Raw genomic sequence first — 26,539 nt, 5'->3', positions numbered from 1 at the left:
TCTATTCGTTATGTATGCAGCAACAACCTGTCCAGCTTCGCTGATCAAATCATTCTAGGAGAATTCTCGCAGATTGACAATATCCAAGTTTGCAACTTCTTTTAATCGACAATAGTTTTACGCTTACATTTCCTAGGATGGAACTCGGAGATCTCCCGCCCTTGCATTGCCGTCCTGTTCACCTCCCATCGACAAAGAAAAGAGGCCCTCCCTCGGTCACCTGAAAGATGACTTACGGGAAAGCCTCGATTTAAGCGCCGCTTACAGGATGATAGCAATCAGCCCGCCGGAGCCTTCGTTGATAATACGGCCAAGCGTCTCCTGCAGCTTGTAGCGGGCGTTGTCCGGCATCATCGCGATTTTGCCCTGGATGCCTTCGCGGACAATCGAATGCAAGGAGCGTCCGAAAATATCGGATTCCCAAATTTTGATCGGATCGTTCTCGAAATCCTGCATCAGATAGCGAACGAGCTCTTCGCTCTGCTTCTCGGTGCCGATAATCGGAGCGAATTCGGACTCGACATCGACGCGGATCATATGAATCGAAGGGGCGGTTGCCTTCAGCCGCACCCCAAAGCGCGAACCCTGACGGATCAGCTCCGGCTCGTCAAGCGCCATCTCGGCCAGAGAAGGCGCCGCAATGCCGTAGCCGGTCGTCTTGACCATCTCGAGCGCTTCCGAGAACCGGTCGTACTCCCGCTTAGCGTGGGAAAACTCCTGCATCAGCTGCAGCAGATGATCCTTGCCGCGAATTTCCGTGCCGACAACCTCCATCAGGATTTTGTCGTACAGCTCGTCGGGAGCGTACAGATCGATTTCGGCGACCCCTTGCCCCATATTCATGCCGCTGAGGCCGGCGCGGGCAACGAAATCGTACTCCATGAATTGCGCGACGACGCGCTCCACATCCCGCAGACGCCGGATGTCCTTGACCGTCTCCCGAACCGAGTTCTCGTAAGCGGAGCGCAGCCAATGACCTTCGCTGAGCACCATAACCCAGCTCGGCAGGTTCACGTTGACTTCGTGTACCGGGAACTCGTACAGCACTTCGCGAAGCACGCCCATGACGTCCTCTTCGCCCATTGTGGCGGCGCTGACCGCCATAACCGGAATATCGTATTTAACGGCCAGCTCGCTGCGAAGCGCTTGGGCTTCCTCGCTCTTCGGCCGCGCGGAGTTGACGATCAGTACGAACGGCTTGCCGACTTCCTTCAGCTCGCTGACGACCCGTTCTTCGGCGTCCACGTAGGCGCTGCGCGGAATCTCCGCAATCGAGCCGTCCGTCGTCACGACGACGCCCAGCGTCGAATGCTCCTGGATCACCTTGCGCGTGCCGATCTCAGCCGCTTCCTGGAAGGGGATCGGATCTTCGAACCAAGGCGTCGTAATCATACGCGGCCCGCCATCGTCTTCAAAGCCTTTGGCCCCATCGACCGTATAGCCGACGCAATCGACCAAACGCACGTTTACTTCCAGCCCCTCGGCCACCTTCAGCTGCACCGCATTGTTCGGCACAAACTTAGGCTCGGTCGTCATGATCGTGCGGCCCGCCGCGCTCTGCGGCAGTTCGTCGATCGCTCTGACCCGATCGGCCTCCGAAGCAATATTAGGCAGTACAACGGTTTCCATAAACCGTTTGATAAAGGTCGATTTGCCCGTGCGGACGGCACCCACGACCCCGAGGTAGATGTCGCCGCCGGTGCGTTCGGCGATATCTTTGAAAATGTCCACTTTTTCCACTGAGATTCCCTCCCATCGTAATCGCGAAACTTTCGTGACCCGCCGTCAGGGCGGAACTCGTACACGAACTTGGACTAGTAACATTGTATGTGCGAATGTCACGATTATGACGCCGTCCGCACAAAATGTTTGCTGACAAGCCACCGCTCGCCGCGCTCTCCTTCGTTTCCCTCCTGAGCATATGAAAAAAGAGAGACACGTATGTCATCTCTCTTCGTCTTTTTTATAATATTACAAGAATAGCGCAGCTAAGTTACGGTGCGATAGCCCGGGGCTCTCCGTCGACCCAGCGATACTCCGGGGAACGCACGGGAACGAAATAGGAGGCTTCCACGAGCTCGCGGCGCATATCTTCGTTAGCGCTAGGCTGCGTACCCGCCTTTTGGATCGCCGTCGCAATGTCAATCCCGTAGTCCGCATATACTTTTCCTTGATCGTCGACAAGCCAGTTCAGCGTCTGATTGGAAAACATGCTGCGAATTTCCGGGTCCCTCATGCCCAGCTTGGAAAAGTCGACCGTACGGAACCCCGGATAAGCCTCGTCTCCCGCCGCAAGCCGATTTCCTCGGGACGAACGGTATTGGTCCATCTTCTTCTGTACGCCGTCTACCGCCTGGAACGCGGTTACGTCAAGCAGCCTAACGAGAGGCTTCTTCTCCTCGTCGACGATCAGAAACTGATAAGCGCCTCCGTTCTCGAAAGCGGCCGACGGAATATGGCCGATATAGCCCATCCGCTTCAGCTTGCCCAGGTCGACTTTATATTTCTCGTACAGCGGCACCGTCTCGGCCGCATTCTGAATCGGCAGCACGCCGGTCTGCTCCTGAAAACGATCGACGGCGTCCTGAATGGTCAGCACCGCTTCTCTGGCAGTCGCGTCATTGCGAGGCGTTCGATCCTCCGGATACAGACAGCCCGTCAAAGCGACAAGCAGCAGCGCGGAAAACGCCAATCCGACGAATTGCATAAAACGAGCCTTCACCTTACTTCCCCCTGCCTCATCGATTAACTCCACCAATCGTCTTCCTGCTGCTCCGCCAGCTTCTTGCGAATCGCCGCTTTAAGCGGATCTTCAGGCACGACCACGGTGACGTCTCCCTTCGTCCTCGCCTGACACGACAGGCGAACGCCCTCCGACAGCAGCGAACCCAGCTTACGAAATTCGGCTGGCGTAGGGGAGCTCAAGCATGCCGCTTGCTCAGCGGACACGTTTACCTTGCACATCAAGCATCCTGCGACGCCTCCGCAGCGGGTGCGGATTGAAACGCCGGCTCTGCGCGAGGCCTCCAGCAGCGTCGAACCGATTCGGACGGATGCGCTTCGTCCGTCCGGCTCGAATGTGACCACATGTCGCGCCGTCACGGCCGTCCCTCCCGATTCGAAAGCTCCGCCAAGCCCGTAGGCTCTCCCGCTCCCGCCAGCTTCAGCGCAAGTCCCGAGACGCCCTCTGCCATCCGGTTTCGTTCCAGCAGCAACCGCAGCTTCGTAATATGTCTCGCCGGATCCGCGGCGATCAGCTTGCCGGCAGCTTCGGCACGATCCTGCCGCTCGCGCAGCAAATTAAAAATCAGCTCGTGTCCGAGCGGAACGACCGGCAACCCGATGCCGCCTAGATCGATCAGATCGCATGCCGGATGCAGCATCTCCCTGACCTCCGTCAAGTACACCGAATCGCAGGCAGTTACCTGAAAGCCGCCGACCAGCTCAACCATCGCTCCTGCTATCCGATAATGAGACAGCGTGGAACGGTATCGGTCCGTCACGCTGCTTTCCGGCTCGTCCAGAGCATAGGCCCGCAGCAGCCTGTGCGCCAAGCCGACATCCTCTTCGTCGATATAAATGTCAAGATCCCGAGGCGGCCGTCCCAGCTCTGCTCCCCGCAGCGCCAGCCCCGTACTGCCTCCGATTACGAATCGCACTTCCTCGTCTTTCAGCACCGAGGCCAGCTCGGTCAGGGCGTCTGTCGGAACATCGCTCCCCATATCGGCCACTTCCATTTCCAACTTAGAAATACGTTTTATTGACAGCAACTATAACGCCTTCCCGCTCTACGATCGCTTGACAGCCAAGCCGATAGCCGGCGTCCATCTCGTCCGGACCGAGACGGTCCCACTCGGCGTCGCTCGATTCCGCGAGCAACTCCGCCCCCTCCTGCACGATGCATCGACATCTCGCGCAAGTTCCTCTCGCGCAATTGAATTGCCAGTCTATCGACGCTTCCTGGGCGATCTTGAGCAGAGTTTTGCCCAACTGCGTCTCGACGGTTTTCGTTACGGTTCGTCCCGTTAAAGTAATCATGCCAGTCTCCCCCGTTCCTGCAAAAAAAAGAACTATATAATAGAGATTAAGCCGCTGATCATGCCGTAGATCAGCACGACGACCGCAACAAGCGTAAGAACGAGTCGAACCCAGCCCTTCGTTTTGGTGCGAGCGTATGTAATAATAAGAGCCGCGACTACCATCAGTCCGATCCCGATGAAGGACATCCACATTTTACTCATCGGGTCCAGCTTGGCCGCCGCATATGCTTGAAGCATTAGAACCATTATTTGTCGCCTCCCTCTTCCAACAAGCTCAAATGCTTAATATTATACCATTCGACACGATAGATGACAAAAAACGCCCACAAGAAACCCGCGCGCCGCCAGCTTAGACCAAGCGGCGACACGCGGGCAGGTTACTTCTTGATCATCATTTTGACGAGCGACTCCAAGCTGTTCAAGTTCATTCCGCTCTTCTTCACGGTGCCGATGATCTCCTTGATCGTCTCTTCGGTTACCGGAACGTTCGCCATCGCGGACACCTGTTTGATCAATTGCCGCATCTGCGCTTCGCTTTGCATCGTAGTGGAAGTCACATTGTTGGCGATTTTTTTGACCGATTTTTCGGAAATGTTTTTGCCCGACTTTTTGTTGACCGCGCCAAGCAGGTCCTTCGGAAATTTATCCATGCTTCCCCTCCTCCGGGTATTTGCACTGCATCCTATGAGGAGATAGCCGGGAAGGTGTGGGCGTTTCTTATTTCTTGGCAGGCATATGCGCATCAGCGCAATGTGCGGCCGCGACTGGCTTCCGAAGCGACTTCTTCGATCTCGTGCGTCTTCACGCGTCCCATCAGCGATTCCACTGCCTGCTCCGGCGGACGTCCTTCGAACAGGACGGCGTAGAGCTGATCCGTAATCGGCATTTCGACGCCGTGCTGACGAGCAAGCACGTAGGCCGACTTCGTCGTTCGGACTCCCTCGACCACCATCCCCATCCGCTGCAGCACTTCGTCCAGCGGCAGTCCCTGTGCTAGCATGGAACCCGCTCGCCAGTTGCGGCTGTGCTGGCTCGTGCAGGTGACGATCAAATCGCCCACCCCCGCTAAGCCCGCAAACGTAAGCGTATTGGCGCCCATCGCTTCGCCCAGTCTGGCGATCTCCGCCAAGCCTCGCGTAATAAGCGCGGCTTTGGCGTTGTCTCCGTAGCCGAGACCGTCGGACAAGCCCGCGCCCAGCGCGATAATGTTCTTGATCGCTCCCGCCGTCTCGACCCCTACGTAGTCGGGGTTCGTGTAGACGCGGAAGTACGAGCTGTTCATGAATAAATCCTGCGCCGATTCGGCACAGGCAATTTCTTTGGCCGCTACGACGATCGTCGTAGGATGCCGGCGGATCACTTCCTCGGCATGACTCGGACCCGACAGAACGACGATGCGCTGCTCGGACCGTCCGAGCTCCTCCGACAGAACGGTGGACATCCGTTTCAGGCTATCGGTTTCAAAGCCCTTGGTCGCATGGATGACCAACGCGTCTTGGCCTATGTATGCCGCCGCTTGTCTGGCAACGTCGCGCATCGCCGCCGACGGAGACACGAACAGTACCGCCTCGGCGTCGCTAACCGCCTCCGCCATATCCGTCGTCGCCGTAATGCCTTCCGGAATTTCCGCGCCGGCCAGAAACTTCTCGTTGCGGCGCAGTCGATTGATTTCGTCGGCCTGCGCCGCATTTCGCGTCCAGAGCAGGACGCGATGCCCGTTGTCCGCAAGCACGCGCGACAACGCCGTTCCCCAGCTGCCCGCCACGAGGACGGCTACCTTCTTATGCGCCATGAGGTTCACCCTTTTTGCCGCTGCCGAGTTTATTTTCCGTGCCGTTGATCAGCTTCGTAATATTTTTGCGGTGACGGACGATCGCCAGCACGGCGACGACGAGCGCTCCCCACAGAAACGCCGTATCCTTGTCAAACAAAAATACGAGAATCGGAAGCAGCACGGCGAAAATCATCGAGCCTAGCGAAACGTACCGCGTCACCGCGATAACGAGGATGGCTACGACGCCGGCGATCAGCGTCGGAAGAAATGCCCAAACCACCAATGCGCCGACCGTAGTCGCAATCCCTTTACCGCCCTTGAAGCGGAAGTAGATCGGCCAGTTATGGCCCGCGATCGCCGCCAAGCCGCAAGCGACTTCCACCGCTGCGCTGCCGTCGCTAAGCCAAGAGCCGATAAGCACGCCTGCGGAGCCTTTGGCGATATCGAGCAAGAAGACGAGGATAGCAGGGCCCTTGCCCAGCACGCGCAACGTGTTCGTCGCTCCCGCATTGCCGCTTCCATGATCCCTGATGTCGATCTTCTTGAGCCAGCGGGCGACGAGAATGCTGAATGAGATCGAGCCAAGCAAATAACTGACGATAATCGCGATAATCGTGTTTACCACGTACGGTCTCCCCTATTCTTGATCGGACTTCTTACGAGTGAACAGCCTGAGCGGCGTACCCTCGAACGCAAATGCCGCCCTGATCTTGTTCTCCAAGTAACGCTCATAAGAAAAATGCATCAATTCGGGGTCGTTGACGAATATAAGCATCGTCGGCGGCTTGACGGCAATCTGCGTCATGTAGTTAATACGCAGTCTGCGTCCCTTGTCCGTCGGAGGCGGGTTGATCGCAATCGCGTCGGTCAAAATATCGTTCAGCACGTTCGTCGGCACGCGAAGCGCATGCTGCTCCGCCACATGATTGATGACGGGGAACAGCTTCGTCAGACGGTGCTTCGTAAGCGCGGACAAGAATACGACCGGAGCATAGGTCATAAACAGAAACTGCTCGCGGATCGAGTTCGTAAAATGCTGCATCGTCTTGTCGTTCTTCTCGACGATATCCCATTTGTTCACGACGAAAATAGCGGCCTTGCCGTTCTCGTGCGCATAACCGGCAATATGTTTGTCCTGCTCGATAATGCCTTCTTCCCCGTTGATGACGACGAGCACGACATCCGCCCGCTCGATGGCCTGCATGGCCCGCATGACGCTGTACTTTTCCGTTGATTCGTATACTTTGCCGCGCTTGCGCATGCCGGCCGTATCAATCAGCACGTACTTCTGGCCGTCCTTCTCAAAAGGAGTATCGATCGCATCGCGCGTCGTGCCCGCAATATTGCTCACAATCACGCGCTCCTCCCCGAGGATCGCGTTCACGAGCGAAGATTTGCCCACGTTGGGCCGTCCGATCAACGCGACTTTGATGACGTCGTCGTTGTATTCCTGGTCTTCCTTGACCGGCAGCTTGCTTACCGCCGCGTCGAGCAAATCGCCGATTCCCGTTCCGTGCGAACCGGACAAGGGCAGCGGGTCCCCGAAACCAAGCGAATAGAACTCGTAAATATCGTCCATGCGCTGGAGATTGTCGACCTTGTTCACGCCAAGCACGATCGGCTTGCGCGAGCGGAACAGCATCTGCGACACTTCTTCGTCCGCGTTCGTGACTCCGGCTTTGGCGTCGACCATAAAAATAATGACGTCGGCTTCCTCAATCGCCAACTCGGCCTGCATGCGTACGGAGCGGAGCAAGCTGTCCTCTCCGTCGATCTCAATGCCCCCGGTATCGATAATATTAAAGGAACGCCCGTTCCATTCGCCCGTTCCGTATAGCCGGTCTCTCGTAACGCCCGGCTTATCCTCGACAATCGCCAGTCTGTCGCCGATAATCCGGTTAAAAATCGTAGATTTGCCTACGTTGGGCCGCCCTACGATCGCAATAATCGGTCTTGCCATATTGGTTTCCACTCCTCAATAAATCCGCACGTCCTCCTGCAGGGCGCGTTCGGCATCTGAAACAATCGCAAATTTCATCATACCAAAAATCGGGCGGCTTGGCTAACGGATATTGCCATTTTCTCGCTATTCCCGCTCTACAATAATGAACAAGTCTTCGTCGATCGTATGGGCGGCGCAGTCCAAAATCTTCTCCAGCAGATGAGAAACTTGCTGCAAACGCGCCCTGTCCTCCGCGTAGAAGATCGGCGCCCCTCCTCCGACCTCCTCCCGCCTGGTCGTCACAATGCCCACGATTCTAGCCATTGGATTTCGCCTCCAAGCTTTTGCGGTTCGCCTTCGTCGGCTTGCGCACCGCCGCTTCCAGCAACGGAACGCCTCTCACCGCTTCATAGGCCTTGTCCGTATCCTTCTCCCGGGGCAGCACGAGCAGACCCAGCTGTCCCGTTCGCAAGCCGAGCTTGGCAATCGGCAGAAGCCCAGGGTCTCCTTCGTCGCGGTACACGCCAAGACGAGTGGAGACGTCGTGGAGAATCGCCTGACGCTGTCCTAGATTGGCGATTGTCACGCGGGCGTCGTCGCTCTTAGGCGTCAGTATAAATCCGATTCCCTGCTCGCGGATAATGTCCCTGTTCTCGTCCAGACCGACGTTCATCATGTAGATATCGCCAATATACAGATTCGGCCCGTCCAGCTTGATCGGAGCCATTTGGACATGAGCGATATGGGAAATTTTTTTCCCCCTCATGAAAAAATGAGAGACGACCAGCGCGAGAACGCCGGCACCCAAACCCGCCCACCAAGCAATCCATTGAGCGAACAGACTCGTCAGCAGCGCTGTAAAGATCGCCAAATAATTGCGGCCTTCGAACACAACGGATATCCCTTCGATGTAGGCAGCTCCTCGCGGCACAAGCTCCAGCTCGTCGATCGCCGTCAGGGTATTGCGCTCCATATTGCGCACTTCGCGAAACTGCTGCGCTGCAAGCGACAGGAACGTGATTGCCGTGTAATCCTTATTGAACAGGGCCGGAACGGCGACCGCGCCAAGCGCGCCGGCGATCAGCCCGAGCGCCAGATGAATGATTTTGCCGTGCGGATACGCCGGGTACTGCCGATAATCGCTGCGCAGCATGGCGATGCGGGCGGCCATACCGAATGCCGTCCCCATCGCGACGGCGGTCAGCTCCTTGTGAGAATGCAGCCAATCCAGCATCATGATCTTTTGTCCTCCTCATCTTCCGCCTGTCTTAACCGCCCCTTTTCTGACCCACTCGCCCGCCGCTTTGACAAATGCCGTCCACAATCTGGCGCAGAACAACGCGATCCACCAAGCCAGCAGCCCCTCATCCGGCACCGCGACCGGCAGTTCGGCTGATTGGGCGCGGGCAAAAGCGTGAGCGACCTCGATCAGGAACAGACATACCGTAACAGCCAGAGCTTGCTCGGAGGCGGTACGAAGCAGCAGCGCAGCCAGCCAGCCAATCAGCGCAGCGATCGCCCAAGACGATCCGGCGGGAGCAAAGCCGGAAGGGATATACGCCAATTTACCGGCCAATACCGCTACCGAACCGATCAGCAGTCCTCCGCATACGGCTGTCCAACCTCTTGCCGTCGGCAATCGCCAACTGACCAGCGCGATGGAAAACAACGTCCATACCGATGCGCCATTTACCGATAAGGAGCCGGTAAGAGGAACTTTTCCCAGCCAGGCCAACGGCCATACGGCCAGAAACAACCCAACCGCCCAACCCGGCAAATCATCCGTCGATTCCTCCCTCCAGCCGCTCCACCACAAGATCGCGGCGACCAGCCACAGAAATGCGGCGCCGAATAATGGCGACATCTCCCCACCTCCATTCGCGTAGTATGCGCCTTACCGGTCGGAAAAAATGCTGCGAAGTGAGCGATTCGCATATTGTCAAACATGGATTAGGGGAAAACCAGAAAAAACAACACGAGTCGACATGAATTTACACACAAATTATGATTTTACACCCATTTCCATATGAGTATAAAAGATGTATTATTTTGTGTAATAACAGGGGAAAGGAGTTGGGGTGTAAAAAATTTTAATTTAGGTATAGTTCTTGACGTAAAACTAACATTTTTAGGGAGGCACTCCACACATGCACAGCAAAAAATCACGTTTCCGCACTCTAATAACTTTATTGATTGCATTGATTTTTGTAATAAGTAGTTTGCAATTGGTTTCTGCAGATAATAGTAATATGGATCTTTCACAGCAACCAGTTAAACCGGTGTTGCCACTAACATCATCTCAAGAATTACAGTTAAGTATTGAACAACAGTATAATGACGTAGTCTTATCAGTAATCTCAGAGCACTTCGGAAGCTTGGAATCCCTATACGAATACGGATTCTTCAAAATTGAAAATAATAATGATGGTTTTAAGTATGTTTTTTTATTCTCGAAGAACAATGATATTACCGATCATTTCATCAAAGCCATTAGCAGTGCGGTTCCTATTCATCTCTTAAAGTTTAAATCTGTTAATAAATCTCATGCAGAACTTGTGAAAATCCAACAAGAAGTCGATACGACATTATTTAAGAGTGATCTTAGTAATTTTATCTCCTCTTATATCGATGACGATAATCAGAAAATTATAGTTGAAGTGAAAAATGAAGAAATGGCAAAATATCTGTTTCAACACAATCCCAAAATGTCGAATTTGTTCAAACAAACATGCAGGCAGAACCAATGCTTGCACGGGACGCTAACTTTACAACATTAGGTGGAGGTATCAAGATTAGTACCGGCGGTTGTTCAACTACGGCCACTGCAACTAAAGATTTGAAAGAGTTTTTAATTACAGCTGGACATTGTTTAACAAGTATCGGAAGTACCGTTAATCAATATACAACATCGGTCGGAACCCAACATCTATCTGTTTTTTCGGGCAATTATGATATCGGTTTAATATTACTTACAGATACCACCAGAAGTATAACGAATAAATTTTATTATAACCCCTGTTCCAATTGCGAATACGACAGTACACACTCGGGACTTGGACCGTCGATTGTAGGAGCTCTCGTATGTAAATCTGGTGCTTCATCAGAAGTAACTTGCGGAACAATTGAGAAAATTGATGCATCCGTAACTGTGGGCGGCGTTCCTTTGACAAACACAGTTAAGTTCACTAAAGCAAGTCTCCCGTACTTAGGTATAGGCGGAGATAGTGGTTCTATTGTATTTACTGCTTATAATTATGGTATTATCGGACCCTATTCAGGTGGAGTAAACGACTCCACAGGAAGTTCCGTCGCATACACAACGAAATTAGTTAACTTCCTTGCAGACTATGGGGTAACCTTGTACACGTCTAATACAAATAAGCCTGTAAATCCAAATAAATAGTACGATGGATATCCTAATGTTCCATTCGCTGAGAGGAATTTATCATGCATAAGATCAGACGGGTGTTTGTCACTGTACCTCTCTTTTTGACTATTTTTGCAGGTTGCAGTACTCAAGCGTCTCAAGAATCGCAATCGCCAGATATTGATGAGCCCGTGTATAGGATTCACGAAGATCAATTGCTGGGCGAGCTCTCGCCATCCCTCATATCAACTATAAACATTTATGAAGGCGGGAGTACGTCTAACTTAGTCGGAAAGCTTGATACATTAGAGCAGTACACCAAGTTGTCCGATGCAGTTAAAAGCGCTCAATTAATTACAGGTGCTATTGTTGCTATTGGACCCAATTTTGAGTTCGAGATCATCTATAAGAATAAATCGAGCAAACAGATTAGTTACTACAATGCAGAAAGATACAGCATGATCGAAGTTCAAGGAGATCATTATCATTTAATCGACAGTTCGATTGAGCAAATCGATGCCTTACTAATCGAAGCAGGTATTTCATCCCCCTAATCAATCGGATAGGAGGCTACCTATTAATTGAGCAGCCGACCTTCCACACCACCGTACAATACCCTTCGGTACACGGCGGTTCAACTGCTTGAGTGCAACTGACGTAGACGCTCATACTGGGCAGGGTAGTCATAGTACCTCGTCTATGCAAACAGGAGCCTTCCCGGTAATTCCGGAGGCTCCTGCTTGCGATATTATAGCGTTACTTGGAGGTCGCCTTAATGCCCAGCGCCGTTACGATGTTGCGGAATACTTGAGTGTTGTCCATGTAACCCGAGAATAGCTGAGCCCCCGGACCCGAAGCGTTGACCGGCACGTCGTCGAAAGTGTGCACTTCTACCGCCTCGTCATGCGGAATGTTGCCCGTAAAGTGGATACCGTTCGGGTCCTTGTCCGGATTGGCGATGTACCAGGCTTTATCCGTAACGTTCGGGTCTTGAATCGTCGGACTAATTGGCGTCGGATTCGTCAGGAAGTCGTCGTTGTGATCCGGATGGTTGCCCCAGCCTACAGCCAGCTTCCAGGTCGAATCCGGGTCGTCCGGGAACCCGTCCTTGTTCGCGTCGACGTAGGTCGGGAAATTGGAATCCGCGTAGGTGCCGACGAACTCTCTCAGTTCTTCGCCCGTCTTGCCTTTTGCCGCCTCTGTATTGTACGTGCCGTTAAGCGTCATCGAATGGCCGTGGTCCGCCGTTACGATAATAAGCGTGTCCGGATGCTTGGCCGCATATTGCTTCACTAAGCCGACGGTTTGGTCGAACTCGATCGTATCCCAGATCAAGCGTTCGAGATCCATCGGGTGCGCCATCTTGTCGATCGAAGCGCCCTCGACCATCAGGAAGAAGCCGTTTTTGTTTTTGCCGAGCACGTTCAGTGCTTGCGAGGTCATCTCCAGCAGCGTAGGCTGATCCGTATATTCGCCGACGATCGCCTTGTTCACCGGCTTCGTATATTCGCGGTCGAAGTAGACGTCGAGATTGCCTTTTTTGAACAAGCCAAGCAGCTTGGAGGCGCTATTTGCCTTATTCAGCTCCGTCGCATTCGTCACGTAAGTGTAGCCGAGCGACTTAAACGCATCGATTTTGTTCGTTCCGTCCTTGCGTTTGCCTCCGGCGCTCTCCGGCAGGAACCATTCGAGACCGCCGCCCATAATTACGTCAGGCCGCGAGCCCGCTTCCAGAAACATGTTCACGATCGCTTCCGATGCGCTTCTTTTCCGGGTATGAGTCGCCATCGCCGCCGGAGTCGCATCCGTTACGTCCGCCGTCGTAACTACGCCAGTAGACATCTTCTTCGTTCGCTTAACGAGCTCTACGATGTTCTCGACACGCGGATCGTCAAGCGGGTCTTCCGTATTGTCCGGGTATACGCCTTCGGCGTTAACCGCCGTTTTGTGGCCGGTCGCATAAGCGGAAGCGGAGTTGGCGGAGTCCGTCACGATCGAATCCATTCCGGAAGTCGTGACTAGCCCCATGTACTCCATTTTCTCCATTTCCAGCCATCCGTTGAACTTGCCCTCGTCGATTCCTTTCGAGACGACGCGAGCGGCGGTGCGGATGTTGGCGCTCATTCCGTCCCCGATCATCAGAACGACGTTTTTCGCCTTCTTCGGATTGCCTACCGCTTCGTATACTTCGTAAAACACGGTCTTTTTTACCGTTTTGCCGGCCGCCTTCGCTTCGGCCTTAATTCCGATTTTCGCCGCCTTGGAGAAGCTGACTTGACGGATCGTAAGCTCGGAGCTGTTAGCGTTCGCGTTGGTGAATACGCCTTTTTTGCCGAAATAAGCTTCCGCATCCTGTCCGTTTACAGTTACCTTCAGCTCGCTTTTTTTAACCGCAGCTCCGTTCAGCTCTACCCGAAAGTCGAATTTCTGTCCGGCTAGAACAATCGCGCGGTCGATCGGAGCGATCGTAATCGTCGGAGCCGTATCGGCCGCGACTGCTCCGGTAATACCGGCCAGCAACGAGGCGGCTGCAAGCGATAAAGTAAGCAGAAGTGCCGTAAGCTTCCTTGTCAGCTTAATCATTTTTTATTTCCCTCCCAAAATGGTTGACTGCAAGTTCATTCTAGACGCCATTTATTAAACAGGAAGAAAATGAAAGGCACTTTTGTGTAAAATTATCGCCGCGAGAAAATAAAGAAGAGCCGTCCCGAATACGGGACGGCTCCATCGATTAACGATGTAACGATTACTTGAACTTGCTCAGCTTGTCGCCGAAGCGCTCTCCGAGGTTAAAGCTCATGCTTTCCGCAGGAGGCAGGTTCGACTCTTCGCGAGGCGCGCGAGGCGCACGAGCTTCGCGCTCCGGACGAGCCGGGGCTTCTTCCGTTTCTTTGATAGAAAGGGAGACGCGCTTCTCCGCAGGGTTGAAGTCCAGAACTTTAGCTTGAACTTCTTGGCCTTCCTTCAACACTTCGTAAGGCGTCGCGATATGGCGATGCGCGATTTGCGAAATGTGAACGAGTCCCTCGACGCCAGGAGCGATTTCAACGAATGCGCCAAAGCTAACGAGACGCTTAACGACGCCCGTTACCGTGTCGCCGATGTTGAATTGGCCTACAGCCGATTCCCATGGACCCGGTTGAGCGGCCTTGATGCTCAAGGAGATTTTGCCGATCGAAGGATCGACTTTCAGCACTTTTACTTTAACGTCCTGTCCTTCGGATACGACATCCGCCGGATGGGCAACGTGCTGCCAAGCGATCTCGGAAACGTGGACGAGACCGTCGATGCCGCCGATGTCGACGAACGCGCCGAACGGAGTCAGGCGTTGAACTTTGCCTTCCAGCACTTGGCCCGGCTCCAGGCTGCCCATAATCTGTTGTTTCTTCTCTTCGTACTCAGCTTCCAGAACGTCTTTGGCGGACAGAATGACCTTGTTGTTCTCGCGGTCGATTTCCTTCACCTTGACTTTGATCGTGCGGCCTTTGTAGGAGCTGAAATCCTCTACAAAATGACGCTCTACCATGGAAGCCGGAACAAATCCGCGTACGCCTACGTCGGCCACGAGGCCGCCTTTAACGACGTCGGTTACGACGACTTCGAAAGCTTCGCCGTTGTCGAACTTCGCTTGCAGCTCATCCCAGGCGCGCGGTGCGTCCGCTTGACGCTTGGACAGCACAAGCGATTCCTTGGCGTCGTTGATGCTAACGATTTTCGCTTCGACCTCTTGGCCGATCTGCACTGCTTCAGCCGCGTTGTCGATGTTCACGGAAGAAAGCTCGCGCAATGGAATAACGCCGTCGTATTTATATCCAAGGCTAACGTACGCTTGATTGTCGTCGATTTTGACCACCGTACCTTTCACGGTGTCCCCTTTCTTCAAGGTTACGACATTTTCCAGCGCGTCCTGGCTGACGTTATCCGCCACCGGCTCTGCCGCGTTTTCCTGAACGTTGATTTCTTCAGACATGAAAATTACCTCCTCAGATCTACCCCAACTTTATTTAAACCCGCGCAGCCCGGCCAGCAGGCTCGCGCTTCGCGGCGCTTAAATCTTACTTACCCGAAAACATGAGAACCAAATAATGCCTTTAGTATGAGGGTTTCCGACAAGAAACATGCATCCGTCAAGACGCCGGCTGTCCCGTCTTCATCATTTCCTTAATTCTGGACATGATCAGCTCGGTCGCTTCCTCCATGCTTTCGGTCGTGCCTTGCTCCGCGAAAGGCTTCAGATCGATCGGAGCGCCGTATACCGCAACCATCTTGCGGAAAATACGGTATTCGCCGACCAGTGCAACCGGAACGACAATGGCCTTGCCGCGAACTGCCATCGTAACGGCCCCGCGTTTGCCCATGCCCACCGCTTCGTTGCGAGTGCCTTCCGGGAAAATTCCCATCACATTGCCGCCTTGCAATAGCGTAATCGCTGTGCGAATCGCTTCCTTGCTCACGCCTCCGCGCTTAACAGGAAACGCTCCTACTCCTCGAATCAACGATCCGAACAGCGGAATGCGAAACAGCTCTTCCTTGGCCATATAATGAACTTTGCGGGGTACGCATACCCCCAAAGTGATGGGATCCTGCAAGCTCCTGTGGTTGCTGCACAGCACTACCGGGCCTTCGCGGGGAATGTTCTCGATTCCTCTGGCCTCCAGCCGATAGAGAAGCGCGTACAAGACTCGGAGAATGGCTCTGGCAATCCGGTATAACATAGTCTACTTCTCCTCCGCTGAAATGGTTCTTACTGCCGCAAGTCCCCATTGTACGATTTCTTCCGCCACTTCGTCCACCGTCATGCCCGTGGAGTCCAGCAAGCGGGCGTCCGCAGCCTGGAGGAGAGGCGCTATCTCCCGCTCTCTGTCGAGCCGGTCGCGTTCCTCAATCTCTCGTTCCAATTGATCCAGCGTAATCTCCGTTCCCGGTTCCAGCTCAAGGAAACGCCGCTTCGCCCGCTCTCGCGGAGTCGCGGTCAGAAATACCTTCAATTCAGCGTCCGGCAACACGTGCGTTCCAATGTCCCGACCGTCCATGACGACGCCCTTGCCTGCAGCCATATTGCGCTGAAGCTCGGCCATGCGCAAGCGAACCCGCGACAACCGCGCAACATACGAAACGCTGCGGTTGATCTCGAGCGATCTCAGCTTAGCCGTAACGTCCTCGCCGTTCACGCGCACTTGCTGGCCGTCGCCTCCCGGCAGAAGAACAATATCCAGTCCGTCCGCCAATCGGCCGACAGCTTCGTCGTCATCCTTCGGCACCCCGGAGTCGAGCACCTTCAGCGTAACCGCTCGGTACATAGCCCCCGTATCTATGTAGACATATTGAAGGGCGCTTGCCACCTTGCGGGCGACCGTGCTTTTGCCTGCTCCCGCAGGCCCGTCGATCGCGATATTAATCCGATGAGTGTGAGATACGTCCATGAGCGAACAGCTAGCCTCCTACAGCAGACAACAAGAAAACCTTGATATCAAAAAATAAGGCAGGCTGAGCCTGCACGGATCGAGAAAATTATACCACAGGGCTACACTCTATGCAAAAAAACAAGACGTCAAGGCGGTGAATTCCGATAGGGAACCCCTTCGGAGTGATCCGCAGACGCCAGCCATTGCCGTATTTCGGGGAACTGCAAAGCTACCTGGGACAGGATCAAAAGCACGAGAAGAGTTTTGATCGCCTTGACGATCCATGCTTCCGCGCGATCCGACCACGCCGTAAAATCGGCAGGATCGATTTTGTTGCTTTTTGCCGCCATTCCGCTGCCTCCAAGCTTAGCCTCAAGACGCGGAACCGTCGGCTGTGCGGCAGGCGTTAATCCCTGCGCAGCTCCAATTGGCGCTCGAAGCAATAGCGAATAATTTTCTGCTGGTCGGATTCGGTAATATCCGCGAAACGCAGCATAACCAGATTTTTGTCCGGTTCGACGGGAAGCACTCTGACGACTTCTCCTTCGAATTTCGCATGCGAGATCGATCCGCCCCTATAGCTTAATAATAACCAACAAGAGAGCGTAACATTCGGCTCGATCGGCCACCTGCGTTCGCAGAGGAAAGAAGCGCCTCCGCCTCCAAGGTCTTCGGTTACGGCTACGAAGCGCAGCTTGTCTCCAAGTTTGACGCCGATCTCCAGATTGGTTTCCACTCTCAAATAGCTGCGTCTCTGGTCCTTCGTGATCTGTTCCGGGTCGGGCTTGCGAATGGCGACAAGGGAAACCGCTTCCTTGCGAAATCCTTGCACAGAGCTGTTGAACAGATGCTTAACTCCGTCCTGGGTAAAATAGTATACCAACAATTGCTCACCGACGCTCGTGCGGTATAAACGGCGGTTTTTCTCGTTCAACGGAATTTCGATATAAATATTCCTGTCGTCCACGTCGGCTACGCGCGAACGGAGCGTGACGGACTCCGAGTCGGGTTCGGATTCGGTTTGTATGTACATCATCTGATTGATTTTTGGCAGCATCCCTAACCCTCCATGCAAACATGTTCGGAGCAACTTCATTGCGTACCGACATATTATATCACGGGGGCGAACATTGGGGAATGAAAATGAGGCCGTCCCTAGGTTAGTCGAAAAATCGTACAACACTGCTCTACTCAAGCTCATACGACGGACGTTTGTAGGAAAAACCATACAAAGCTGCTCCACTCAGGCTCAACGACGGACGTTTGTAGGAAAAACCATATAAATCAAGCTAGATCAGGGATTGCGTGTCACTAAAGCGCCTTCGACGATTATACGGATAATTTCTTGAATTATCTGGAAATACTGGAGGTCAATCGTGGCCTGGAGACTGCCTCATACGCTCCTGAAGCGACCTTATCACGGGTTTACCTATTCAGGTCCAGGAGCGTATAGCAGCGGAAGGAGGTACATCCCCTTCACTTGTGCATCGATTATCTTTCACAGCAACTTGAAGCGCTTGTGGGACAGCCTCGCCGATGCATTTATTTAAAGAGCGACTTTTCCGCGTCTGTGAGCTGCTCGATGTTTTCTTCCAGACCGGTCTCCGCGTTCAAATAGATCCGATAACGGTGGTCGTTGACTCTGCCTACAAATTCATGGCACAAAGTCAGCTCCCTCATGTCGTTCTCGATCAAGGAAAGCGAGTGGTTCTCGACCCGGAAGTCGGGGTTTAGCCCTTTCTGAGCTTGCTCCTTGGTCAGCTTCGGCTTGCCGGGAGTAAGCAGCTTTTTGGCGAAAACGTGGTCTCTGGCCTGCAAGCCGACGATCTCGCCGTTATCCAGCGCAACTCGCACCGTCACCTTGTCCGGATAGATTTTTACTCCGTCAATCGTACGCGCGTAAGTGAATACGGAGACATGATCGTATTCGTCGTAAGAGATGGGCGTCATATCCGGATAGCCGTGTCTGACAAGAAACTGCGAGCCTTTATTGCGGGCCGTATCGAAGTTGATTTTGCGCGACTTGACCTCCCGGGGGTTCATAAACCAGAGCAGATGTCCGCCCTTGCGCGTGTAGTCGAGTTGAATCGTCGCGCCCCCGCTCCCTTGAACGGACACCGTGTAAGCCGGCATATCCGTCTTGCTGCCGTCCTCGCTAACGCTGACCTCGCCGCCGCGAGCCTGCGCTCCCAAAAACTCGAGCGCCTTCCTTCTGATTTCCTCGGGAGTCATTTGTTTGCCGTCCAATCCAGACGTGCTTAGCTTACGATCGGAGGACATCGCAGAAGGTCCCCAATCGGTCTCCGGATAGGCGCCCATCTGCTTGTCCATCGCCTTAAAGCCGTCGATAATCGTGTTGTCCCGAGGCCCGTTCTCGCTCGCCATCGCGACTTCGACGTCCATCCAGCGCAGTCGGTCTTTAAGGACGGCATCCTGTACTTTGCCCAGTTCCCGATTCACATCGTCGGACGCCTTGTACAGCGACTTCATCATCTTCACTTCCTCGGTGGTCAACGGCTGTTTCGTCAAGTCGCGAACGGCCGTCCGATAAGCGAAGTTGGATATTCTGGACAGAAACTGCTCGGCTTTGTTAAACGGGAGCATGGCGAGCGGAAGCTGATTGATCTCGTTCTGCGCCTGGCTCGTCAGCCGCCAGACGTTAACGAGGCCTTTGCGCTGCATGCCGTGCGACACCGAGGATACCGCAAGCGTCTCCCCGATCTGATCGTGAAGCCGCCCCATATGGGTGCTCAAGTCGTGAAACGCGCGCTGATACTGGTTTTCCGCCTTGATCAATACTGAATTTTTTTCTTGGTGCTCCTGGTATCCCCAGACGATTGCTCCGACAAACATAAGCGTAAAGATCGGAAACATAACGGAGCTTAAACGTGCGTACATGAAAAGCCGACCCCTTTCATTGCCACAAGGTAATGCCGTTATTGTGGGAATAAGGGGCTGACATTATGCGCCAACTTTCATCTCCGTGCTGAAAATCGAACTTTTGGAATTCATGAAAAAGAGGAAGCAGCATCGTTACCCGAGCGCTTCCTCTACGATTTCGAAATCGTCCGCATTGCTGCACAGACACATTTTAAAGCCGGTATCGACTTTGCCGTGTTCCTTGCGTCCGCGCAAAACGAATTTTTCGTTGCATCGATTGCACCTGATCGTCACCTTCAGCCGCTGCGACAACGGCATCCTCTCCTTCATACCGGATATTCCCATTCCCAGTATCGACGGATCGGCTAAAATTTAACCTCTTCCTCGCGCTTAAGGAAGCGAAAAGGCGACACCGCGTTGGCGTTGTTCACCATTCTCATTCCAATAAACCACAGCAGGAACATGAATGGAACGGCCGTCCAGAGCCATGTCGGCGGGAACGTCAGCAGCATGAAATCGTAAAAACCGTGCCAGACGATCGGAACAAGCAAGGCGAGCCACAAATGCAGCTTGACGCCCTTGCCGACGGAAAATTTGGCCTTGCCGAACGAATAGCCCATTAGCACGCCGAACAAGGCATGTCCAGAAACAGGCAGCAACGCCCTCATAAATAGCGTTCCGAACGTCGCCGGCTGCAGGAAGGCATACAGAACGTTCTCCAACGTGGCGAAACCTAGCGAGACGGCGACGGCGTATACGATGCCGTCGTACGGCTCGTCGAATTCCGTGTGGTTGTAAATAATATGGTACAGCACGAACCATTTGAAAAATTCCTCAACGCCGGAAGAAATGATGAAGGAATAGACGAAGGGGGACTCTCCCCACCAAAGAACGAGGCTTCGCTGGACGATCATAATCGGGAGCACGATCAGTACGCCGAACATGAACATTTTCAGCACGATGGAGATCGGTTCGGTGTCATAGCGGTCTTTCCAATAAAAATAGGCCAGTAAAGCAAACCCCGGCACGATGGCAGCCGCCAGCACTGACACAATCAGCATTCAGTCGTTCCCCCTTCCCCAGCTTCATTACAAAAGAGTCGCTCCGCAATCGCAGGCGACTCCTCATGAATCGAACAACGGAACTGACGGGTTAATTCGCAAAATGCTCCGCCAATACTTTGATCGCGTCGGATTCGATTATCAGCTTCCCGTACTCCTCCAGCACGGCGGGCGTAATCGAGGTCGCTTCGCCATATTCGGCGAGCACGGCAATCAGCGCATGATAGCTTGAGCTTTCCAAGCCGGCAGGGTCGAACACCAGTACCCACTGGTTCTGATACCGATACATTTTACCGTCTTCCGTTAGGCGGCCGGCAAGCGTCTTCGCGGCGCCGATCGCATCCTCGATGTCCTTGAAGCGATATATGATGGCTTCGCTTTGTTCAAGCGTCACTTCCAGTTCGTATACTTCTTCTTCGTCTTCGACGACGGATTCGGAGTCGCGTTCCAGCTTGCCGCGGGTAACGATCACGACCATTCCTTGCGCAGGCATGGCGAACACTTCTACCGCAAGCGGTCCGGATGCATCAAATCCAAGCTCATTATAGGCCTGGTCCATCATTTCGCTGAACAACTCATGAACTTTCGGAATTTCGCGCCACATATCTTCTTTCTGGATCCCGCGCTCCGTCAAATCATCGAACGTGAGGAAAATCCGAATTTTGTCTTGGCTAAGCCGCTCCATCCTCATGACAGGATCCTCCTTCTGCCGGTGATAACAGCTTATGATTATGCATATAATGCGTGAATGAAAAGTTGCTTGAGATCATGTTATCACTTCTCCCGCCGAAATGCACTAGGGAAAACCCTCGAACGGCAAAAAAACGGCACCGTTTCCTCCCGACAAGGGGAAACGATGCCGCCGATAATCGCAGTTCTAATTGTGAGGATGTCCGTTCTGACCAAGAATTGCATCCACTTCCTTGCCGACCTCCGGGTCCTGCGAGATCAGCTTGCGGATCTGCTCCATTCCGCCTTCCTCTTCGTCTAAATTCGAATGCGAAGAAGCTTGGCGAGAGGTATGATGCCGATGCTGTTCATTGCCGCTTTCTGCGCCAAGGCGACGGAAGCTGCTCGCGAACTTCATGTTCATCGCCTTCTCGACAGCGTCGTCCTTCATCCCCATCATGCGCTCCTTGACATTCTGGCCTGCGGTCGCCATAGCCGCTGTCAGGTTCCGATTGCGCTGGAACCAAATGGCAAGCGCAGCTCCGGCCAGTCCTCCCATTACGAAAGTCCCTATTTTCACAATTGCCACCCCCTTATTAACGTTAGTGTGGCTCCTGTCGCAGCGGACATGCGGATCAAATTAAGGAAACGGCTCTGTCGAAAATAAGGCGATACAGGGCGGCATATGTTACAATCAAACATGCTAATGAATGACAAACGGAGGAATTACAACATGAATCGTCGACTGATTTCGATCTGCACTTCCCTGCTGCTGCTCAGTGCTCTTGTCTCCGCTTGCGGCGGCGCAAGCAAGCCGAACGCGTCGGCTTCGCCCGAGGCTTCCGCAATCGTACCGGAAACGACGGCAACGGTTTCCCCGTCCGCCTTGTCGGAACCGTCTCCCTCGGAGTCGACTCCTGCCGAATCGACTCCGCCAACGAGCGCCGAGCCCGAACCGACGCCTGTCGAGAAGGCTTATCGCATGAACAAAAACTACTTTATCGTCCCCATCGACAAGGAGACAACCAACAACAAAGTCGTGCTTCTGACCTTCGATGACGGCCCTAAATCTCCCGAGACGCTCGACCCTCTGCTCGATACGCTGGACAAGCACCAGGCAAAAGCGATTTTCTTCGTCAACGGCTACCGCGTCAAAGCAAATCCCGAATTGCTGAAAAAAATCGACGAACGCGGGCAGCCGATCGGCAACCATTCTTGGGATCATATCGATCTAAAAAAAGAAAAAGCTCCGAAAATCAAGGAGCAAATCGAAGGCGTGCAGGAGATCGTCAAGGAAACGATCGGCAAAGCCCCAGTGTACTTCCGCCCTCCGTTCGGCGCGTCAAACGATTCCGTTCGCCAGATCGCCAAAGACAACGGGCTGCTGTTCATGACCTGGTCGAACGGTTCGCTGGATTGGGACATGAACAAGCTGGCGGAAGACAAACGTCCTCAAACGGTCATCGACAATGTGCTGGAGCAGCTGCATCCGGGCAGCAACATTCTCATGCACGAGCTGCCTTGGACGGCCAAGGCGCTGGACGAACTGCTGACGCAGCTTGAAGATAAAGGCTATTCGTTCGTCGATCCCAACGCAATCGATATCGAGCTGTAAACCTGCTGTTGGCGTCCCCACCAGATCAAGCCTGCGACCAGCAGCGCGAAGAGGACGACCAGCGTCAAGTAAAACCATTTCGAAATCTGGCTTCTTTTGACGGGATGGACTTCCGCGCGAGGGGGCATGCCGGTTTCCGGCACGCCCGCGCTCGCAGCGGCCTGCGCGATCGCCTCCTCCAGTTGATCCAGAGTCAGCGCTTCCTCGTCATTCTCTGCGCCGAAAGCGGCTTTCTTGGCCGACACGTAACGTTCCCATGCAGATAAGGGGGACGTTTGGTCTTCCTTCATTTCTCTTCCCTCCGCAAACGAATAATGCAACCCATAATGAAGTCCACCAGGAAGTGCGCCACAATCGGCGCCCATAAAGTGCCCGTATATTCCATAATCCAGCCCAATCCGTAGCTAATCGCGAATACCATTCCCGTCGGGATCCAATGACGCAAGTAGCGAACATGGATGGCCGCAAACAAAATGCTGGTCCAATACGGCCCGAATGCATGCTGCACGGCGCCGCGAAATAGCAGCTCTTCGCACACCGCCACGACAAAGGAAATGACTGCGATATGCCAGATCGGCCTAGTTCGGAAAATCCGTTCGTTCACTCCGCCGTCGTCCGAAGCTTCCTCGGGCACGAATCTGGAAATCGACAGATCGAATAACAGCACTAGCCCCGTCAATCCGCAGCCCCAGACGGCAAATTCCCAAGTTTCCGGAAAATAAAACAGCTCTATAGGATTTCTGCGCTGAAATAATATCCATACAATACCGATAATAAGAGTAAGCGCCTGAGTCACATAGAGATTGGCGAGCAACATCCTATCGTTCAGCTGATCTACCGTGACTTTACGAATCTTTATGTTGCGAATGTCGAATTTTCCCATGATCCCTCGATTTTTGCATTTTTTTGTATGTTCAAAAGTGGCGTTTTTTTCTATACTAGGACTATTAATCACTACAAAGAACATTAATAAAAGGAGCAACCGATGGAGAAGCGTCTGAACCGTTCTGATCTTATGTTTTCCCTTGCCTTCCTGCTCATGCTCGTAGTCGCGATTGGCGCTTTTTTCTACGGAGTCAAAGTGGGCACCGACCGCGCTCAAGCCGGTCAAATATCCGAACCAGCCGAGGAGGCGACCGCCTCTCCGCAGCCAAACGCCTACCAGCAGCAGGATTTGGTTTCCTTCTATCATACCGTATTTTTGTCGTATCGTGAATTTCAAAACGACTGGCTCGAAGCGCGCAACAAGTGGTTGAGCGATTCGACGTCCGACCGCTCGGCCACGCTTAAGCAACTCGCCAAAACCGCCCAGCTTAAATACGACGCAATCAAGGGGGTTTATGTTGCGCCCGTCTCCCCGCAGCTTAAATCGGCGCAAACGAATTACATGAAAAGCCTAAAGCTGTTCGAGGAAGGCTTCGCCGCTTTGGCCGCGAATGTAAACGAAGGCTCCGCCCAGGCCGCGCTCGATAAAATCGATGCCAACTCTTACTATAAAGAAGCTCTGAAGTTTGCGTTGAACGGACAGAAGGATTACTTCGGTTCGATGCTGAAGTGGGCCGAAGCCGTCAATGCGGACATTCCGGCCAATATCGACGGCATGAGTGCCATTTCGATTGCCGATTGGAAGAAACTTCCGCTCATCGTCAAACTGAAAGCCTCTTCCGATTATATGTCCGGGCAAGCCGCCCTTACCGAGTATTTGCCTCACGATTTGGCGGCCAAGGTCGATCAATTCATCGCCTCCGGCCAAGCCGACAAACGGAAGATCAAAAGCTTCAACGCAGTTGCGGATTTGCTGATCAGCACCGAAGCGGTGACGAGCGATTACTTCAAAGAAGTCAAATCGAGATTGTACGCAAGCGAACAGCTTCCGCAGCTCCCGTTCTTTTCGTCAGGAAAATAGTTTTTTAGTCCTTTAACGCTACAAAGCGTCAATTGTCTCACATTCACCATTGCAATTGTCCGCCCTATTGCTATAAAATAGGAAAGGCAGTTGGAATCAAGCTCGTGGCAAGTCGATACTTAAAGCAGTGAATTTGCGGATTCACCCTCTACGCTCCGTAATCCGCCCTATGCGGACAATCGGGGGTTGAGGGTGTTTTCTATATAGGTTAATGGGACTTCCAAATCGTTGGAATTAACCTATATATACTTTGAAGGAGGGTTCCACATGTACAAAGTACTCGTATCGGATCCGATCAGCGATTTGGGCATCTCGCTTCTGGTTGAAGCGTCCGATATCACTATCGACAAGAAAACAGGCCTCAGCGAGGACGAACTGGTCGCCATCATCGGCGAATACGACGCTCTGCTCGTACGCAGCCAGACGCGCGTCACCGAGCGCATTATGGAAGCGGCCAAGCAGCTCAAGGTTATCGGACGCGCGGGCGTCGGCGTAGACAACATCGATTTGGAAGCCGCTACGAAGCGCGGCATTATCGTAATCAACGCCCCGGACGGCAATACGATCACGACCTGCGAGCATACCTTCGCCATGATGATGGCCGTTGCACGCCATATCCCGCAAGCCTATTTGAAAACGGTCGGCGGCGTATGGGATCGCAAATCGTTCGTCGGCGTCGAGCTTCGCAACAAGACGCTTGGCGTGCTCGGCATGGGCCGGATCGGCAGCGAAGTCGCCTCCCGGGCCAAGGCGTTCGGCATGAACGTGCTCGGCTACGATCCGTTCCTGACTGAAGAACGCGCCGATAAAATGGGCGTGCGCAAAGCTTCGGTTGAGGACATTATCGCGGAAGCGGACTTCATCACGGTTCATACGCCGCTGACTCCGGAAACCCGCCATATGATCGGCAAAGAGCAATTCGCAAAAATCAAACCCGGCGTACGCATCATTAACTGCGCGCGCGGCGGAATCATAGACGAACAGGCGCTGGTCGAAGCGATCGACGCCGGACAGGTTGCAGGCGCGGCGTTCGACGTGTTCGAGGAAGAGCCGCCGGCTCCCGAGCATCCGTTCCTGAAGCACCCGAAAATCATCGTGACGCCTCACCTCGGCGCATCGACCATCGAAGCGCAAGAGAATGTCGCCATCGACGTATCCGAACAGCTGCTGCACATTCTGCGCAACGAGCCGTTCAAGAACGCGGTGAACATGCCTCCGGTTCCGGCCGACGTCATGAACAAGCTGGAGCCTTACTTCCAGCTCGGCAAGAAACTCGGCAGCTTCTCGGCGCAGATCGCCGTGGGCGCGGTTAAAGAGATCGCCGTCACTTATGCGGGAGAACTGGCGGACGTCGACACGCAGCCGCTGACGCGCAGAGTTGTGGAAGGCGTACTCGCCTATCACCTCGGCTCCGATCAGGTCAATGTCGTCAACGCGATGCACCTGGCTAAAATTCGCGGCGTAAATATCGTCGTCACCAAATCACATGCGACTAAAGGCTTCACGAACCAAGTCAGCGTTACGCTGCGCACGGACAAGGAAGAACGCCTCGTCGCCGGAACGCTGCTCAACGGTTTCGGACCGCGGATTACGCAGGTCGACAAGTTTCCGGTCGACGTCGAGCCGCAAGGCCATATTCTGCTTATCTCGCATCACGATAAGCCGGGTATCGTCGGGCGCGTAGGCACGCTGCTCGGTACGCAGGACATCAACATCGCCACGATGCAGGTCGGACGCAAAATCGTCGGCGGCGAAGCGGTGATGGTGCTGGGCGTCGACAAAGGCGTTACGAAGCAGGTGCTGAGCGAGATCACGGCTCTGCCGGATCTGAATAACGCTAAGGAAGTTCATTTGGACTGATAGGGTCAGCGCAACGAACA

Annotated in this window: 32 protein-coding genes; 6 read left to right on the top strand and 26 right to left on the bottom strand. The window is 53.7% G+C overall.

Annotated features, from left to right (window positions below; genetic code table 11):
* Positions 1 to 261 precede the first annotated feature (261 nt).
* The 13 genes from spoIVA to J4772_RS10785 all read right to left on the bottom strand — a co-directional run bounded on the left by spoIVA (position 262) and on the right by J4772_RS10785 (position 9,620).
* Positions 262 to 1,740, bottom strand: a complete 1,479-nt coding sequence (gene spoIVA, locus J4772_RS10845; protein WP_116064434.1) for a stage IV sporulation protein A — start codon at positions 1,738 to 1,740, stop codon at positions 262 to 264.
* Positions 1,741 to 1,993: 253 nt separating this feature from the next.
* Positions 1,994 to 2,722 carry a hypothetical protein gene (locus J4772_RS10840; RefSeq protein ID WP_209075210.1) on the bottom strand — a complete coding sequence of 243 codons (729 nt, stop codon included), beginning with the start codon at positions 2,720 to 2,722 and terminating at the stop codon, positions 1,994 to 1,996.
* A 23-nt stretch (positions 2,723 to 2,745) separates the two neighbouring features.
* Positions 2,746 to 3,102: a 2Fe-2S iron-sulfur cluster-binding protein gene (locus tag J4772_RS10835; protein WP_209075209.1), complete on the bottom strand. Its 357-nt coding sequence runs from the start codon at positions 3,100 to 3,102 to the stop codon at positions 2,746 to 2,748.
* A complete protein-coding gene (locus J4772_RS10830; protein ID WP_209075208.1) occupies positions 3,099 to 3,770 on the bottom strand; it encodes a nucleotidyltransferase domain-containing protein in 672 nt (223 codons plus the stop codon). The genes J4772_RS10835 and J4772_RS10830 overlap by 4 nt, the downstream gene beginning before the upstream one ends.
* Complete coding sequence (locus tag J4772_RS10825) at positions 3,745 to 4,038, bottom strand: 2Fe-2S iron-sulfur cluster-binding protein (RefSeq protein WP_209075207.1); 294 nt, start codon at positions 4,036 to 4,038, stop codon at positions 3,745 to 3,747. Before J4772_RS10825 ends, J4772_RS10830 begins: the two co-directional genes overlap by 26 nt.
* A gap of 32 nt (positions 4,039 to 4,070) precedes the next feature.
* Positions 4,071 to 4,286, bottom strand: coding sequence for a DUF2768 family protein (locus tag J4772_RS10820; protein ID WP_246016896.1), 216 nt, complete (start codon positions 4,284 to 4,286; stop codon positions 4,071 to 4,073).
* Between the two features lie 131 nt (positions 4,287 to 4,417).
* Complete coding sequence (locus tag J4772_RS10815; RefSeq protein ID WP_116064429.1) at positions 4,418 to 4,690, bottom strand: stage VI sporulation protein F; 273 nt, start codon at positions 4,688 to 4,690, stop codon at positions 4,418 to 4,420.
* A gap of 92 nt (positions 4,691 to 4,782) precedes the next feature.
* The gene (locus J4772_RS10810; RefSeq protein WP_209075206.1) at positions 4,783 to 5,832 is read right to left on the bottom strand and encodes an NAD(P)H-dependent glycerol-3-phosphate dehydrogenase; all 1,050 of its coding nucleotides are present in this window, start codon (positions 5,830 to 5,832) and stop codon (positions 4,783 to 4,785) included.
* Complete coding sequence (plsY, locus tag J4772_RS10805) at positions 5,822 to 6,439, bottom strand: glycerol-3-phosphate 1-O-acyltransferase PlsY (RefSeq protein WP_116064427.1); 618 nt, start codon at positions 6,437 to 6,439, stop codon at positions 5,822 to 5,824. The genes J4772_RS10810 and plsY overlap by 11 nt, the downstream gene beginning before the upstream one ends.
* A gap of 12 nt (positions 6,440 to 6,451) precedes the next feature.
* Complete coding sequence (gene der / locus J4772_RS10800; RefSeq protein ID WP_116064426.1) at positions 6,452 to 7,774, bottom strand: ribosome biogenesis GTPase Der; 1,323 nt, start codon at positions 7,772 to 7,774, stop codon at positions 6,452 to 6,454.
* Positions 7,775 to 7,900: 126 nt separating this feature from the next.
* Positions 7,901 to 8,080 (bottom strand): capping complex subunit for YIEGIA, encoded by a 180-nt coding sequence (locus J4772_RS10795; protein ID WP_116064425.1) that lies wholly within the window; start codon positions 8,078 to 8,080, stop codon positions 7,901 to 7,903.
* Positions 8,073 to 8,990: a YIEGIA family protein gene (locus J4772_RS10790; RefSeq protein ID WP_116064517.1), complete on the bottom strand. Its 918-nt coding sequence runs from the start codon at positions 8,988 to 8,990 to the stop codon at positions 8,073 to 8,075. The genes J4772_RS10795 and J4772_RS10790 overlap by 8 nt, the downstream gene beginning before the upstream one ends.
* A gap of 18 nt (positions 8,991 to 9,008) precedes the next feature.
* The gene (locus tag J4772_RS10785; RefSeq protein WP_209075205.1) at positions 9,009 to 9,620 is read right to left on the bottom strand and encodes a hypothetical protein; all 612 of its coding nucleotides are present in this window, start codon (positions 9,618 to 9,620) and stop codon (positions 9,009 to 9,011) included.
* A 283-nt stretch (positions 9,621 to 9,903) separates the two neighbouring features.
* On the opposite strand from J4772_RS10785, the gene J4772_RS10780 reads away from it, so the two are divergent.
* Genes J4772_RS10780 through J4772_RS10770 form a run of 3 tightly spaced genes read left to right on the top strand, consistent with a single transcriptional unit; the run spans position 9,904 to position 11,677 of the window.
* The gene (locus tag J4772_RS10780; protein WP_209075204.1) at positions 9,904 to 10,533 is read left to right on the top strand and encodes a hypothetical protein; all 630 of its coding nucleotides are present in this window, start codon (positions 9,904 to 9,906) and stop codon (positions 10,531 to 10,533) included.
* Positions 10,500 to 11,159, top strand: a complete 660-nt coding sequence (locus J4772_RS10775; protein ID WP_209075203.1) for a chymotrypsin family serine protease — start codon at positions 10,500 to 10,502, stop codon at positions 11,157 to 11,159. The genes J4772_RS10780 and J4772_RS10775 overlap by 34 nt, the downstream gene beginning before the upstream one ends.
* 44 nt (positions 11,160 to 11,203) lie before the next feature.
* Positions 11,204 to 11,677 carry a hypothetical protein gene (locus J4772_RS10770; RefSeq protein ID WP_209075202.1) on the top strand — a complete coding sequence of 158 codons (474 nt, stop codon included), beginning with the start codon at positions 11,204 to 11,206 and terminating at the stop codon, positions 11,675 to 11,677.
* A gap of 202 nt (positions 11,678 to 11,879) precedes the next feature.
* On the opposite strand, the gene J4772_RS10765 is transcribed toward J4772_RS10770, so the two are convergent.
* The 11 genes from J4772_RS10765 to J4772_RS10715 form a co-directional block, all read right to left on the bottom strand.
* Complete coding sequence (locus J4772_RS10765; RefSeq protein WP_209075201.1) at positions 11,880 to 13,706, bottom strand: alkaline phosphatase; 1,827 nt, start codon at positions 13,704 to 13,706, stop codon at positions 11,880 to 11,882.
* Positions 13,707 to 13,869: 163 nt separating this feature from the next.
* On the bottom strand, positions 13,870 to 15,093 hold the full coding sequence (rpsA, locus tag J4772_RS10760) for a 30S ribosomal protein S1 (protein ID WP_116064422.1): 1,224 nt from the start codon (positions 15,091 to 15,093) through the stop codon (positions 13,870 to 13,872).
* Between the two features lie 157 nt (positions 15,094 to 15,250).
* Complete coding sequence (locus tag J4772_RS10755) at positions 15,251 to 15,838, bottom strand: lysophospholipid acyltransferase family protein (protein ID WP_116064421.1); 588 nt, start codon at positions 15,836 to 15,838, stop codon at positions 15,251 to 15,253.
* A 3-nt stretch (positions 15,839 to 15,841) separates the two neighbouring features.
* Positions 15,842 to 16,546 (bottom strand): (d)CMP kinase, encoded by a 705-nt coding sequence (cmk, locus tag J4772_RS10750; RefSeq protein WP_116064420.1) that lies wholly within the window; start codon positions 16,544 to 16,546, stop codon positions 15,842 to 15,844.
* A 128-nt stretch (positions 16,547 to 16,674) separates the two neighbouring features.
* Complete coding sequence (locus tag J4772_RS10745; protein WP_116064419.1) at positions 16,675 to 16,878, bottom strand: hypothetical protein; 204 nt, start codon at positions 16,876 to 16,878, stop codon at positions 16,675 to 16,677.
* 56 nt (positions 16,879 to 16,934) lie between these two features.
* Complete coding sequence (locus J4772_RS10740; protein ID WP_116064418.1) at positions 16,935 to 17,585, bottom strand: flagellar brake protein; 651 nt, start codon at positions 17,583 to 17,585, stop codon at positions 16,935 to 16,937.
* A 485-nt stretch (positions 17,586 to 18,070) separates the two neighbouring features.
* Positions 18,071 to 19,426 carry a germination protein YpeB gene (gene ypeB / locus J4772_RS10735; protein WP_116065289.1) on the bottom strand — a complete coding sequence of 452 codons (1,356 nt, stop codon included), beginning with the start codon at positions 19,424 to 19,426 and terminating at the stop codon, positions 18,071 to 18,073.
* Between the two features lie 135 nt (positions 19,427 to 19,561).
* Positions 19,562 to 19,720 (bottom strand): hypothetical protein, encoded by a 159-nt coding sequence (locus J4772_RS10730; protein WP_209077679.1) that lies wholly within the window; start codon positions 19,718 to 19,720, stop codon positions 19,562 to 19,564.
* A 53-nt stretch (positions 19,721 to 19,773) separates the two neighbouring features.
* Complete coding sequence (gene prsW, locus J4772_RS10725) at positions 19,774 to 20,469, bottom strand: glutamic-type intramembrane protease PrsW (RefSeq protein WP_209075200.1); 696 nt, start codon at positions 20,467 to 20,469, stop codon at positions 19,774 to 19,776.
* Positions 20,470 to 20,560: 91 nt separating this feature from the next.
* Complete coding sequence (locus J4772_RS10720) at positions 20,561 to 21,160, bottom strand: genetic competence negative regulator (protein WP_209075199.1); 600 nt, start codon at positions 21,158 to 21,160, stop codon at positions 20,561 to 20,563.
* Positions 21,161 to 21,346: 186 nt separating this feature from the next.
* A complete protein-coding gene (locus J4772_RS10715) occupies positions 21,347 to 21,718 on the bottom strand; it encodes a YtxH domain-containing protein (RefSeq protein WP_209075198.1) in 372 nt (123 codons plus the stop codon).
* 153 nt (positions 21,719 to 21,871) lie between these two features.
* Between J4772_RS10715 and J4772_RS10710 the strand changes: the two genes are divergently transcribed.
* Positions 21,872 to 22,753 (top strand): polysaccharide deacetylase family protein, encoded by an 882-nt coding sequence (locus tag J4772_RS10710; protein ID WP_209075197.1) that lies wholly within the window; start codon positions 21,872 to 21,874, stop codon positions 22,751 to 22,753.
* Here the strand turns inward: J4772_RS10710 and J4772_RS10705 are convergent.
* Positions 22,711 to 23,043, bottom strand: a complete 333-nt coding sequence (locus J4772_RS10705; RefSeq protein WP_209075196.1) for a hypothetical protein — start codon at positions 23,041 to 23,043, stop codon at positions 22,711 to 22,713. The genes J4772_RS10710 and J4772_RS10705 overlap by 43 nt on opposite strands.
* Positions 23,040 to 23,636 carry a CPBP family intramembrane glutamic endopeptidase gene (locus tag J4772_RS10700; protein ID WP_116065282.1) on the bottom strand — a complete coding sequence of 199 codons (597 nt, stop codon included), beginning with the start codon at positions 23,634 to 23,636 and terminating at the stop codon, positions 23,040 to 23,042. The genes J4772_RS10705 and J4772_RS10700 overlap by 4 nt, the downstream gene beginning before the upstream one ends.
* A gap of 102 nt (positions 23,637 to 23,738) precedes the next feature.
* Here J4772_RS10700 and J4772_RS10695 point away from each other — a divergent pair, with 102 nt between their 5' ends.
* A complete protein-coding gene (locus tag J4772_RS10695) occupies positions 23,739 to 24,659 on the top strand; it encodes a hypothetical protein (RefSeq protein ID WP_209075195.1) in 921 nt (306 codons plus the stop codon).
* A gap of 267 nt (positions 24,660 to 24,926) precedes the next feature.
* Entirely contained in the window at positions 24,927 to 26,519 is a 1,593-nt protein-coding gene (gene serA / locus J4772_RS10690) for a phosphoglycerate dehydrogenase (RefSeq protein ID WP_209075194.1), read from the top strand.
* Positions 26,520 to 26,539: the final 20 nt, after the last annotated feature.

Origin of the sequence: Cohnella sp. LGH (assembly GCF_017671885.1) — a bacterium.
GTDB lineage: Bacteria > Bacillota > Bacilli > Paenibacillales > Paenibacillaceae > Cohnella > Cohnella phaseoli.
The sequence above is the reverse complement of the archived record's forward strand: the minus strand, read 5'-3'. Positions and strand labels throughout refer to the sequence as shown.